This is a genomic window from Nonomuraea deserti (assembly GCF_004348685.1).
In the GTDB taxonomy this organism is placed as follows: Bacteria; Actinomycetota; Actinomycetes; order Streptosporangiales; family Streptosporangiaceae; genus Nonomuraea; species Nonomuraea deserti.
On sequence record NZ_SMKO01000258.1, the window covers coordinates 1 to 12,296 of the forward strand.

The window sequence follows — 12,296 nt, forward strand, 5'->3', positions numbered from 1 at the left end:
TGTATAAGAGACAGGCCCCGGCCCGCTGGAGGCGGTGGCCACCGGCTGGCGGTGCGCGATCCCGGGCCCGCGTACCGTCTGGCCTGGCAGCCGCTGTCGTCGCCGTCGCCCGGTCCCGGCCAGGTGCTGATCGAGCTGCGGGCCGCGGGCCTGAACTTCCGTGACCTGGTCCACGCCGTCAACCTGCTGCCCGGCGAGGCGCTGGAGGGCTTCTACGGCGGCTTCCCGCTGGGGCTGGAGGGCGCCGGTGTGGTCGCCTCCGTCGGCCCGGACGTGACGGGCGTGCGCCCCGGTGACCGCGTGATGACGGCGCAGGCCGTGGGCCTGGGCACCCACGCCGTCGTCCCGGCCTGGGCGATCATGCCGGTGCCGGAGCGCATGAGCTTCACCGAGGCCGCCACGATGCCCATGGCCCACCTGACCGCCCATGCCGCGCTGGGCCATGTCGGCGGGCTGCGGGCCGGTGAGACGGTGCTGGTCCACAGCGGCGCCGGCGGGGTGGGGCTGGCGGCGATCCAGTACGGCCGCCGCCTGGGCGCCCGCGTGATCGCCACCGCCGGCACCCGCGCGCGGCGGGACTTCCTGCGCGCCCGCGGCGTCGAGCACGTGTACGATTCCCGGAGCCTGGACTTCGCCGAGCAGATCATGGAGCTGACCGGCGGGCACGGCGTGGACGTGGTGCTCAACTCGCTGGTCGGCGAGGCGCTGATCCGCAGCGTGGAGATCCTCGCGCACGGCGGGCGGTTCATCGAGATCGGCAAGCGCGACATCTTCGCCGACCATCGGCTGCCGATGCGTCCCTTCGGCAACAACACCGCTTTCATCGGCCTGGACGTGGGCACGCTCATCACCCAGGAACCGGACCGGTCCGCCCGCGTGATGTCCGAGCTGGCCGGCGAGGTGACCGCCGGGCGGGTCACGCCGCTGCCGCACACCGTCTATCCGGCCGGCCGTGTCGCGGACGCCTTCGCGGCGATGCGCCACTCGCGGCACATCGGCAAGATCGTCGTCTCGTTCGGCGCCGGTGACGAGTCCGTGCTCGTCGAGGCGGGGCCGCGCCCGCCCCGGTTCGACCCCCACGGCACCTACCTGGTCAGCGGCGGGCTGGGCGGCTTCGGCGCGGCGACGGCCCGCTGGCTCGCCGCACGAGGCGCCCGCCACCTGGCCCTGGTCGGCCGACGCGGCGTCGACAGCCCCGAAGCGGCCGATCTCCTGCGCGACCTGGGCGAACTCGGGGCGGCCACGCACGTGTACGCGGCCGATGTGAGCGATCGGGCGGCGATGAGCCGCGTCGTCCAGGAGGCGCGGGCCGAGGGCCGGCCGCTGCGCGGCGTCGTCCATGCGGCCATGCACCTCGACGACGCCCCGATCGGCGATCTCACCGATGACCGGATCGCGGCCGTGCTCCGGCCCAAGATCGCCGGGGCGCTGGTCCTGGACGACGTGACCGCGAAGGAGGACCTGGACCTGTTCCTGCTGTACTCCTCGGTCACCACCACGCTCGGGCATGTCGGACAGACGTCGTACGTGGCCGGCAACCAGTTCCTGGAGGCGCTGGCGCGCCGCAGGAGAGCCCGCGGCCTGCCCGCTCTGGCGGTCTGCCTGGGCGCGCTGGCGCAGACCGGCGTCGTGGCACGCGGCGCGGGCGACAGGCTGGCCGCGTTCGGCGTCGAGGCGATCAGCCCGCGGGAGGCGTTCGCCGCGATCGAGGACATGCTCGCCGGCGGAGCGGACGTGGCCGGGGTGGGCCGCTGCGACTGGAGCCGGCTGCGCCAGGTCCTGCCCGCCCTGGACCGGCCGCGGATGTCGCCGGTCATGCCGGCGTCGACGCGGCAGGAGGACGTCAGCCCCGAGCAGATCGCCAGGGAACTTGAGGCGATGGACGCCGGCGAGGTGCTGGCGTACCTCACCGAGCACATCCCGCGGCTCCTGGCGTCGATCCTGCAGATGCCGGCCGAGCAGATCGCCCACGACCGCAAGCTGGAGGACTACGGGATGGACTCCTTGATGGGCGCGCAGGTGCTGGCCTCGCTTCGCCACCGGTACGGCATCGACATCCCGCCGATGGAGATCCTGCGCAGCGGCGGCACGGTCGCCGACCTCGCCGGTCTCGTCCTGGACCGGCTGCGGCCGCAGGCGGCCCGGGACACGGCGCCCGGCCGGTAGAAGCCCGGCGAGGCCCCATGGGGGCGCGGGAGAAGGACCGCCGCCCGGAGGACTCCGGGCGGCGGGAGAGGAAGAGGAGCGCTCATGCCGGTCGGTGTCCGTCGCCGCCGTTCCCGCCACGGCGGCGCGGCCGCCGCCGTCTCCCCCGCCGCTCCCGGCCCTCAGCTGGAGGATCCCGGCGCCGGCTCGGCCGCGCTCGGCCGGCTGGGCCGGGCGGCGGCCCGCCGCGGACGGCTCGTCCTCGCGGTGTGGCTGCTCCTGGCCGGCGGTTCGGTGATGCTGCTGCCCGGCCTCATGCAGCGGCTGGCTCCGCCCTCGCTGGAAGTGCCGGGTTCCCGGTCCGCGGCGGCCGCGGCCATGATCGCACGCGGGCTCCCGGAGCTGGGCGAGGAGCAGATGCTGCTGGCCTTCGCCTCGGCGAGCCTGGACGCGGGCGAGCCGCGCTTCCAGCAGGCGATGGCCGCCACGGTGGACGCGCTGGCCGCCCGCCAGGACATCGGCGCGCTGCTTCCGCTCCCGGAGATCGACGGCGGGCATCCCGGCCACGCGTACGTGCTGGCCGGCGTGCACGGGGACGAACTCACCCGTCAGCGGAATCTGCCCGCCCAGCTCGCGAGCGCGCGGCAGGCCGCCGGCGACGCGTCGGCGGGCGCGGTCAGCGTGACGATCCTCGGCGTCAGCCGCGCCTTCGCGCAGATGGCGCACACCGACATGGCCGACCTGCGGTCGATGGAGGCCGTGACCATCCCGGTGGCGGCGCTGTTGCTGGTGTTCGGGCTGGGGACGGTGGGCGCCGCGGTGGTGCCCCTGGTGGTGGGCGGCTCGGCGATCATGACCGGCGCGGGCGCGCTCGCGGTGGCGGGCACGCTCGTGCCCGTCGATTCGACCATGCTGACCTATACGGTCACCATGTCGCTGGGGCTGGGGCTGGACTACACGCTGCTGATCCTGCTGCGTTACCGCCAGGCCCGCCGCGCGGGCCTGGCGCCCGTGGCGGCGGCAGGACGCGCCGCCGCCACCGCGGGCAGCACGGTGGCCTGGTGCGGGGCCGTCGTCGTCGTCACCTCCTGCGCGCTGCTGGTCGTCGGCGTGCCGTGGGCGCGTTCCCTGGCGCTGGCGGGGACGCTGGCCGCGCTCGTCACCCTGGCGGCCGCGCTGACGCTGGGGCCCGCGCTGCTGGCCCTGGTGGATCGCCGGCTGGAGTGGGGCAGGGTGCCGAGGTGGCGGGCCGGGCGCGGCACGGGGCGGCCCGCGTGGCTGCGCGGCGCCGAGCATCTGATGAGGCGGCCAGGCCGGTACGCGGTGGCGGCCGTCACCGTGCTGCTGCTGGCCGCCGCGCCGGTGCTGCATCTGCGGCTCGGGCTGCACTATGACCGGGGCGCGCTGGCCGGCACCGACGTCGGCGCGGGCCTGGCCGAGCTGGAGCGGGACGGGGTGGCCGGGCTGACCGCTCTGGCGCTGCCGCACCCGGACGGCGCCGCCCCGGTGGACACCTTCGCGTTCGGCCAGGCTCTGCGGGCCGACCCGCGGGTGTCGGTGGCCACCGTGCTGGACAACGGCAGGGATCTGACGGTGATGCTGGTCGCCGGCAGGCCCGCCCCGGACAGCGACGCCGGCGCCGCCCTGCAGCGGGACGTGCACTCCCTCGCCGGGCGCCTGCTGCCCGCCGGTCAGCAGGTGCTGGCCACGGGGCCGACGGCACGGCTCACCGACCTGGCGGACGGCGCGCTGGGCGGATTGTGGCGGGTGCTGGCGGTCGTGCTGCTGGCGTCGTCCGCGCTGCTGCTGATCGTCTTCCGCAGCCTGCTGATCCCGGTGAAGGCGCTCGCCATGAACCTGCTGTGCGTCTGTGCCACCTTCGGGCTGCTCACCGTCGTCTTCCAGGACCTGGGCGGGCAGGGCGCCGACATCAACGTGCTGCTGCCGCTGGTCGTCTTCACCATCGTCTTCGGCCTGTCCCTGGACTACGAGGTCTTCCTCGTGCACCGCATCGCCGAGCACTACCGTCGCGACGGCGACAACACCGCCGCCGTCCTGCACGGGCTGCGGCATACGGCGCGTCCCATCACGCTGGCCGCCGCCATCATGGCCGTCACGTTCGGCGGCCTGATGTTCACGCGGCGGCTGGACTTCCAGCAGGGCGGCTTCGCGGTGGCGGCGGCGATCGTCATCGACGCGACGATCATCCGGATGGTGCTGGTCCCGTCCCTGATGCGGTTGCTGGGGCAGCGCAACTGGTGGCTGCCGGGAAAGCGGGGCAGCGCCCGGTGAAAGGCGTCCGGCCGGGACGTCAGTGACGCAGGAAGGCGCGGATGGCCGGGACGAGCCGGTCATGGGCGTCTTCGAGCACGTAGTGCCCGGCATCGCGGAAGGCGTGGATCTGGGCGCGGGGCAGGCGCCGACGCCACTCGTGCAACATCAGCGGGTCGAACACCGGGTCGCGCAGCCCCCAGCCGATCAGTACGGGCCGGTCGGCGAAGGCGGCCAGGCTCTCGCCCGCCCGCAGCAGCAGCGGCCAGGATCGGTCGCCGGGCCCCAGCGGGATGTCGTGTACGAACCGCTGGACGGCCACCCGGTGCCCCCCGCGGTCGTCGGGGGCCAGGAAGGCGGACCGCACGTCGGAGGGCAGCCGGTTGCGGACCCCGAACGGCGGCAGCGTGGCCAGGCGGGCGAAGGCGTGGTGGCGCAGGAACAGCCGCTCGCCCAGCCGGGTCTCACGCAGCAGCCACAGCGGCAGCCGCAGCGCCGGCCGTACCTGCGGGCCGTGCGGGTTGGGGAAGGCCGCGCTGTTGAGCACAACCAGCCGGGCCACCCGGCCGGGGTGGCGGCCGGCCCAGGCCATGCCGATGGGGCCGCCCCAGTCGTGCACCACGAGCGTCCAGCCACGGTCCGGGGCGGCCCGTTCGGCGACGAGGTGGGCGGTGAGCGCGTCGAGGTCGTCCACGCGGGAGGCCAGAGTGTGGGGGTAGCGGTCCCGGCCGGGCTTGTCCGACAGGCCCATGCCGATGTGGTCGGGCGCGATGCAGCGGTGCTCGCCGCGCAGCGCCCCGATCAGCCGCCGCCACTGGTAGCTCCACGAAGGGTTGCCGTGCAGCATGAGCACGGGCGCCCCGTCGCCCTCGTCCAGGTAGTGCTGGCGCAGCCCGTCACGGGCGAACCAGCGGGAGGCGAAGGGGTAGCCGGGCAGGCGCGGGATGTGGCGGGGCATCGGGACCTCAGGGCTGGATCGGCGGTACGGGCGGGCGGCCGGCGCGGTCGGCGTCCGGGCCCGCGGCGTGGGCGGACAGGTGGGCGGCGAGCCTGGCCAGGCCGTCGGCCGTGCTGATGCGCGGCACGTAGCCGAGATCGCGGCGGGCGGCGGAGATGTCGAACCAGTGGGAGGTCGTGGCCTGGACGGCGGCGATCCGCGTGACCGGGGGCTGCGAGCGCGGGCGGGCGAACCGGTAGCCGTATTCGACGACCGCTGCCCCCATCCGGGCCACGCCGGCCGGGACGTGCCGGGTCACCGGCGGCAGGCCGGCCGCGCCCAGCAATCCGTTGACCCAGGCGGCGACCGTGATGGGCTCGTCCTGGGTGATGAAGTAGGCGCGGCCGGCGGCCGGCGATCCCGGGGCGAGCGCGTCCAGGGCCAGCAGGTGGGCTTCGGCCGCGTTCCCGACGTAGACCGTGTCGATGCGTTTGCCGGGGGCGCGCGGCAGGACGAGCCGGCCGCGGCGGGCCTGCGCGACGAGCCTGGGCAGGAAATGCGGATCCCCAGGCCCCCAGATGAGGTGCGGGCGCAGCGCGACGGTGGCCAGCCGGTCGCCGTCGGCGGCCAGCACGATCCGTTCGGCGATCGCCTTGCTCGCCGGGTAGTGGGCCAGGAAGCGGCGGGCGTAGGGGGCCGACTCGTCCACGCCCTCCAGGTCGCCTCCGTCGTGCACGACGCTGGGTGAGGAGGTGTGCACCAGCCGGGTGACGCCGGCCCTCAGGCAGGCCTCGATCAGGTTCGCCGTGCCCGCCACGTTGATCGACCGGTAGGCGTGGGCCGGTCCCCACATCCCGGCCAGGGCGGCGCAGTGCACGACGGCCTCGCAGCCGGCCACGGCGGCCCGTACGCCGTCCGGGTCACGGATGTCGGCGGCGTGCTGGACGACGCCGAGCGCGTCCAGCGCCGGGTGGCTGCGGCGGCTCAGCGACGAGACGTGCTCGCCTCGCGCGGCCAGCAGCCGGCACACGGCCTGGCCGAGGAATCCGCCGCCGCCGGTCACCAGCACCTTCACCGCTCATCACCGTCCAGCCGCCGCGCGGCCCAGCGGGCCAGCAGCGGGCGGCGGATCTTGCTGGCGTGCCGGACGTCCATGGGGAAGCCCGGGTGGGCCAGCACGTGCCCGATGCCGCCGATCGCGGCGGCCCGTACCCGTTCGACGATCTCGCGGCGCTCGCGCCTGGGGGTGCCCGGCTCGCATTCCACGCACAGCACCGGGCGCTGGCCGCCCGGGGGTCCCACCCCCACCAGCGCGCTGCGGTGCACGCCCGGCAGCGCGTTGACGATCGGCTCGACCTGGTCGGTGTACATCTCGCCGTCGGCGGTGCGCACGCGTTCGCTCTTGCGTCCCGCGAACCACAGACGCCCCTGCTCGTCCTGCCAGCCGAGGTCGCCCATGCGGTGCACCGGCTCGCCGTCGTCGTCGATGCGGGCCAGCGCGGTCTCGCGCGGGCGCCCCACGTACGGGTCGCTGACCGCGGGGCCGGCCACGGTGATCTCCCCCACCGTGCCGGCCGGCACCGTCAGATCGTCCGACCAGCGCGGGATCGCCTCGTCGGTGATGCCGATGACGCGGACCCGGTTGCCCGGCAGCGCGGCGCCCAGGCAGGTGCCGGCGCCGCGCGCGGTGTCCGCCGCCGTTCCGGCGAGTTCGGCCGCGTCCGCCATGGCGACCAGCAGGCATTCGGTCGCGCCGTACACCGAGCGAACGTCGGCGTGCGCGGGCAGGCACCGCTCGGCGCGCCGCAGCACCGGGAAGGGCAGGGGCGCGCCGGCGGTGAGCACGATCTGGAGGCTGTCCAGGACCTGCCCGCGGCGCGCGCAGTGGCGGGTGAGCCGGTCCAGCAGCGCGGGCGCGGCGAACAGGCCTCGCACGCCGTGGGCGGCGATGGAGGCGGCCATGGCGGCCGGGTCGGTGCGTCCGGGGTGGCGCAGGTCGAGCCGCGGGATGACCGAGGCGCACCCCATCGCCGGCGCCGCCACCGCGAACGGCAGGAAGGTCGAGTACACCGTGGCGCCAGGCTCGAGCGCGCCCAGGTGCGCCAGCAACTCGGTCTGCCCGGCCAGGTGCCGGTGACGGAAGGGCACTCCTTTCGGCACGCCGGTGGAGCCGGAGGTGAAGGCGATCAACGCCAGGTCGTCGGCGTACGGCGCCCGTGGGCGCGCCGCGGCGACCGGCGGCGCGCCGGCGCGGAGGCGGCGGAGGCGGGCCAACCACAGGGCGTACGTGGCGAACGTGACGGTGGTGGTCACGCTGTCGCGTGCCCAGCCCAGCACGACCCGCGCCAGATGGGCGCGCGGAACCGCGATGAACGCCTGGACGGCGGCCTCCTCGAGGCAGGCTCCGATGGCGCGCGCCCCGAGCCCCGGGTCGATCAGGACGGGCACGGCCCGCAGCCGCAGCAGGGCCAGCACCACCGCGACCAGATCCCGGCCGGGCGGGATCATCACCGCGGCCCGAGTCCCGGCCGTCACCCCGGCGCGGGCCAGCCTGGCCGCGGCCTGGGTGATGAGCTCGTCGAGCCGCCCGTAGGTCAGCGTCTCGGCGCCGCGGCGCCGATCGACGCGGCAGGCGACCGTGCCGGGCCGGGCGCGCATCCAGTGTTCGGTCATCGCCACGACGTCGAAGAGCGGGGTGCTCACACCTCACCTCTCACAGCTCGTTTTGGATCACTCACCGTATGGTAGCTATCCGTAACAGAATGCTACTTACAGTGATTGGACTTGCCATGCGCCGACTCATCACCGTCCTCGCCTCCACAGCCGCAGGAACGGCCCTCATGGTCGTCATGGCGGGGCCGGCCCTCAGCGTCTCGATCATGGACTGCGTGCTCGGCACCGGCGTCGTCCTGCCGAGCCCGACCAGCACGACCCGCATGGCCTGCTACGGCGGCACCTTCCATGGCTCGCCCGTGAGCGGGATCGCCTGACAGGCGGGCTCAGCAGGGCACGGCTTCCAGGAGGGGCATGTGCTTGGGCAGCCCGCCGCCGAGGAACCGGAGGGCAGGCGCCGCCGCTGCCTGGGGCGGCGTCTGGGGCGGCGCCGACGCCGCGACGCCCGGCGCCGCGCCGGCGGGACTGGCGACGAGACTCGCCGCGACGAGCCTGGCCAGGGCTTGGGCGACGGTGTCGACGGGAACGTTGATGCAGATCTTGCCCTGCACCTCCCCCGGCACCTCCCCCTGGCCATCGAGCGGGCCATCCACCGGGGCATCGACCGGGGCATCGACCGGCGGGGGCCCGGCGCCGGGAACGCCGGTGGCGACCGGACCGGCCGACGGGGGCGCGGTGCTGGAAACGCCGGCGGCCACCGGACCGGCCGGCCCGCCGGCGAGCAGGACAGCGAGCGGGACAGCGGCGGGAACGCCGGTGAGAAGCGAGATACGCACGATAGGTCCTCGGGTCAGCACGGTGAGAAGATCAGGGTGGCGTTGTGGCCGCCGAAACCGAACGAGTTCGACATGACCGGCCTCGGCGGCATGGGCCGCACCCGGCCGACGACATCGACCTCGCACCGCGGGTCCACGTGTTCGAGGTTGGCCGTGGGCGGGATGGCCTGCTCCTGCAGCGCCAGCACGGCCGCCACGGCCTCGATGGCGCCCGCCGCCGCGATGGCGTGCCCGGTGACCCCCTTGACCGAGGTGACCGGAACCCTCGCCGGGCCGAACACCTCGTTGATCGCCTGGGCCTCGGCCACGTCGTTGAGCGGCGTACCTGTGCCGTGCGCGTTGACGTGCGAGATCTCCTCCGGGGCCAGGCCCGCGTCGGCGAGCGCGGCTCGCATGCAGCGGGCGGCCCCCTCGCCCTGCGGCGACGGCGCGGTGAGATGGTGAGCGTCGGAGGTGGAGGCGTAGCCGGTGAGTTCGGCGTAGACGTGGGCGTCGCGGCGCATGGCGTGTTCGAGGTTCTCCAGGACGACGAACGCGGCGCCTTCGGCCAGGACGAAGCCGTCCCGATCGCGGTCGAAGGGCCGGCTGGCACGCTCGGGCGCGTCGTCGCGCTGCGACAGGACCTGGCAACGCCGGAAGCCCAGCAGCACCGTCGGAGTGATACAGGCCTCGGCTCCGCCGGCGATCGCCACATCGGCATACCCGTCGCGCACCAGGCGGCCCGCCTCGCCGATCGCGTGGGAGCCCGAGGCGCAGGCCGTCTCCACGGACAGGCTGGGACCCTGGATGCGGTGGTGCATGCTGATCGCGGCGGCCGCCGAATTGTGCATGGCCATCGGCACGCTCAGCGGACCCGGATCGCCGCGTTCAGGATGCCGCCCTCCGAGCATGACAAGCTCGTCCGTCATCCTGCCGCCGAAGCACGTGCCGGTCACCACCGCCTGCCGCTGCGGCGCCGCTCGCAGAGCGCCCGCGTCGGCCAGAGCGTCGGTGGCGGCGCACACAGCCAGCTGAGCCATCCGGTCGAGCCGCGACGCCTGCTTGGGAGGCAGGTACGCTTCCATGTCCAGGCCGGCGATCTGGCAGGCGAAGCCGACGCCCAGCCCCTCGGTGTCGAACGAGGTGATCGGGCGGGCGGTGGACCGGCCGGCCAGCAGCGCGTTCCACACCTCCTTGGGGTGGGCGCCGGCCGGAGTGCGCACCCCCAGGCCGGTCACCGCGACACGAACCCCGGGCACCCTCACACCGACCCGCTCAGCAGCAGCCGGGCCTTGGCGATCACATCGCCCACGGTCCGTACGTCCGCGAGGGTTTCCCGGGGCAGCGGCCCCCACCTGTCCTCCAAGGCGACGTGCAGCTCGGCCAGGTCCAGGCTGTCGGCCTCCAGATCTTCACGCAGCAGCGCGTCCCCGGTCACCCGGCCCGGGTCGACCTTCAGGATCCTCACGCAGTGCTCGCGCACCACGGTCGCGATGTCGTCCTCACTCATGGCGAACTCCCTCCCCCAGGGCGCAGCCGGCGCCCGTGCCACCCAGCGTCGCCCATACCGCGACAACTGATCACTTGTGGCGCGGCGTGCGCCGTTAAGAAGTCGATCAAGTTTTCCGGTCAGGTGCTGCGCTCGCCGCCCCGCAGCACGCGCGCTCCTATCGTGGGCCCCACCTCGGGAAGATCACCGAGCACCACACACCGGCCACCACCAGCACAAGGAGACGACATGCCCGTTCACCCGCTCATGCGCGCAGGCGCGGCCACAGCGGCGGCGGTGGCGATGACGACCACCGCCCCCGCCGCGGCGACCGCCCGGCAGACCCTGCTCACCTGCCAGGTCTCCACCACCGCCGAACGCCCCATCACGTTCGACCCGCCGGTCAGATTCCTGCCGAACACCGTCACCGCCCAGGCCAGGCTCGCGCTGACCGGCTGCACCTCCTCATCGCCCTCGGCCGCCGGCATGCGCTCCGGCCTCATGACCGTGCGCAGCACCGGCCGCGCCTCCTGTGCCGGTGCGCAGGACATACGAGGCAAGGGCACCATCACCTGGTACGGCGCCGACGGCCGCCGAGCCGGCGTCTCCACCCTGCGGCCGTCGATGGAGAAGGTGGCCGGCCACAACCCCGGCGACATGCTCCTCAGCGGACGGGTCAGCAAAGGAGCGCTGGCGGGAAGCAAGGTGGTCGGCACCGCCACCCCGACCTCCAACGTCAGCCTCTGCGCCACCAAGGGACTCAGCACCGTCCACGGCAAGGGCAAGATCACCTTCCTCGCCTGACCACCCCGGCTCCGGCCGCACGATGACCCCGCCCACCGGCCCGCGCCGCGGCGGGCCGGTCGTCGCCGGCGGCCGGACTCCCCCGCTGTCACTTTCCCAAGTCGTCTGCACGGCTGTCCTGGGCTTTCGGGCGTCTGTGCAGAGGACTTTGAAGCACCGGCCTGTCCCTAGTTCTCTGCGCTACGGTGCAGATGTTCCCCTACTCGCGTGCGCGACGGTGAGGTCCCGGCATGGACGGCGGCCAGGCGCAGATCATCGAACAGGGCGTGCTGACCGCCCCGGATGAGGAGTGGGACGTGGCGGTACGCCAGGCGGAGGTGATCGGCCGGTTGGCCGCCGAACCGCGGGTGGGATTGGCGGCCGCGGACGCGGCTGCCTCCGAGCTGGGGATCTCGCAGCGTCAGGTGTACGTGCTGCTGGGCCGGTGGCGCGCGGGTGAGGGCGTCGTGTCGGACCTGCTGCCCGGGCGCTCCAGCGGCGGGCGGGGGCAAGGCCGGTTGCCGGCGGCGGTCGAGGCGATCCTGCGGGAGGTCATCGACGCGCGGTATCTGAACCGGCAGCGCCGCTCGGTGGCGTCGGTCTACCGGGAGGTCGTACGCCGGTGCCGGGGCGGCGGGCTGCCGGTGCCGGCACGCAAAACGCTGGAGCGGCGGATCGAGGCGCTGGATCCGGCGGCGGCCGCCACGGCACGAAAGGGCGCCGACGGGGCGCGCCGCCTGCGGTCGGCGGGCGGCGATCCGCCGAGCATCGAGGGCCTGCTGCAGCAGGTGCAGATCGACCACACCCCCGTCGACCTGGAAGTGGTCGATGAGCGGCATCGGCTGCCGATGGGCCGCCCGTACGTCACCGCGGCGATCGACGTGGCCAGCCGGTGCGTGGTCGGCCTGGTGGTGACGCTGGAGGCTCCCTCCGCGCTGTCGGCCGGGCCGTGCCTAGCGCACACGGTGTGCGACAAGCGGCCGTGGCTGGAGCGGCTCGGCCTGCAGGCGGTGGCCTGGCCGATGAGCGGCAAACCGCACGAGATATACGTGGACAACGCCACCGAGTTCCGCAGCGAGGCGCTGCGCCGGGGCTGCGCTCAGCACGGGATCACGCCGGCCTACCGGCCATCGCCGCGTTCTTCGAACGGCTGGTGGCGGCTCGGTGTTCGGGCGAGCACGCCCGCTGGGGCTGCCTGGTCACCAACACCCACGCCACGGCCAGCGGTGGCCTGCCGGAGATC

General features: G+C 74.4%; 11 protein-coding genes. 5 read left to right on the plus strand and 6 right to left on the minus strand.

Features of this window, described 5'->3' with window-relative positions; translation table 11 throughout:
* The coding region (locus E1292_RS46105) for an SDR family NAD(P)-dependent oxidoreductase (protein ID WP_132606128.1) at positions 1 to 2,166 on the plus strand (2,166 nt) is incomplete at its 5' end.
* A gap of 84 nt (positions 2,167 to 2,250) precedes the next feature.
* Positions 2,251 to 4,437, plus strand: coding sequence for an MMPL family transporter (locus tag E1292_RS46110; RefSeq protein ID WP_132606129.1), 2,187 nt, complete (start codon positions 2,251 to 2,253; stop codon positions 4,435 to 4,437).
* A gap of 19 nt (positions 4,438 to 4,456) precedes the next feature.
* On the opposite strand, the gene E1292_RS46115 is transcribed toward E1292_RS46110, so the two are convergent.
* From E1292_RS46115 to E1292_RS46125, 3 genes are read right to left on the minus strand one after another with little or no spacing between them, the layout of a single operon-like run.
* Positions 4,457 to 5,374 carry an alpha/beta fold hydrolase gene (locus E1292_RS46115; RefSeq protein WP_220447398.1) on the minus strand — a complete coding sequence of 306 codons (918 nt, stop codon included), beginning with the start codon at positions 5,372 to 5,374 and terminating at the stop codon, positions 4,457 to 4,459.
* 7 nt (positions 5,375 to 5,381) lie between these two features.
* A complete protein-coding gene (locus E1292_RS46120) occupies positions 5,382 to 6,428 on the minus strand; it encodes an NAD-dependent epimerase/dehydratase family protein (protein ID WP_132606130.1) in 1,047 nt (348 codons plus the stop codon).
* Positions 6,425 to 8,056: a fatty acid CoA ligase family protein gene (locus E1292_RS46125; protein ID WP_132606131.1), complete on the minus strand. Its 1,632-nt coding sequence runs from the start codon at positions 8,054 to 8,056 to the stop codon at positions 6,425 to 6,427. Before E1292_RS46125 ends, E1292_RS46120 begins: the two co-directional genes overlap by 4 nt.
* An 86-nt stretch (positions 8,057 to 8,142) precedes the next feature.
* On the opposite strand from E1292_RS46125, the gene E1292_RS46130 reads away from it, so the two are divergent.
* On the plus strand, positions 8,143 to 8,343 hold the full coding sequence (locus tag E1292_RS46130; RefSeq protein WP_132606132.1) for a hypothetical protein: 201 nt from the start codon (positions 8,143 to 8,145) through the stop codon (positions 8,341 to 8,343).
* Positions 8,344 to 8,352: 9 nt separating this feature from the next.
* Here E1292_RS46130 and E1292_RS46135 read toward each other — a convergent pair whose 3' ends face one another.
* From E1292_RS46135 to E1292_RS46145, 3 genes are read right to left on the minus strand one after another with little or no spacing between them, the layout of a single operon-like run.
* Positions 8,353 to 8,802 carry a hypothetical protein gene (locus E1292_RS46135; RefSeq protein WP_132606133.1) on the minus strand — a complete coding sequence of 150 codons (450 nt, stop codon included), beginning with the start codon at positions 8,800 to 8,802 and terminating at the stop codon, positions 8,353 to 8,355.
* A 14-nt stretch (positions 8,803 to 8,816) separates the two neighbouring features.
* Positions 8,817 to 10,040 carry a beta-ketoacyl-[acyl-carrier-protein] synthase family protein gene (locus tag E1292_RS46140; protein WP_181958408.1) on the minus strand — a complete coding sequence of 408 codons (1,224 nt, stop codon included), beginning with the start codon at positions 10,038 to 10,040 and terminating at the stop codon, positions 8,817 to 8,819.
* 2 nt (positions 10,041 to 10,042) lie between these two features.
* The gene (locus tag E1292_RS46145) at positions 10,043 to 10,291 is read right to left on the minus strand and encodes an acyl carrier protein (RefSeq protein ID WP_132606135.1); all 249 of its coding nucleotides are present in this window, start codon (positions 10,289 to 10,291) and stop codon (positions 10,043 to 10,045) included.
* Positions 10,292 to 10,519: 228 nt separating this feature from the next.
* Here E1292_RS46145 and E1292_RS46150 point away from each other — a divergent pair, with 228 nt between their 5' ends.
* Complete coding sequence (locus E1292_RS46150; protein ID WP_132606136.1) at positions 10,520 to 11,074, plus strand: hypothetical protein; 555 nt, start codon at positions 10,520 to 10,522, stop codon at positions 11,072 to 11,074.
* Between the two features lie 230 nt (positions 11,075 to 11,304).
* Positions 11,305 to 12,296 (plus strand): TnsB C-terminal domain-containing protein (locus tag E1292_RS46155; protein WP_132606137.1); only part of this gene is annotated, 992 nt, incomplete at its 3' end.

Coding starts and splice junctions, on each gene's coding strand:
- E1292_RS46110 (WP_132606129.1), top strand. CDS start 2,251: ATGCCGGTCGGTGTCCGTCGCCGCCGTTCCCGCCACGGCGGCGCGGCC.
- E1292_RS46150 (WP_132606136.1), top strand. CDS start 10,520: ATGCCCGTTCACCCGCTCATGCGCGCAGGCGCGGCCACAGCGGCGGCG.
- E1292_RS46115 (WP_220447398.1), bottom strand. CDS start 5,374: ATGCCCCGCCACATCCCGCGCCTGCCCGGCTACCCCTTCGCCTCCCGC.
- E1292_RS46145 (WP_132606135.1), bottom strand. CDS start 10,291: ATGAGTGAGGACGACATCGCGACCGTGGTGCGCGAGCACTGCGTGAGG.
- E1292_RS46130 (WP_132606132.1), top strand. CDS start 8,143: ATGCGCCGACTCATCACCGTCCTCGCCTCCACAGCCGCAGGAACGGCC.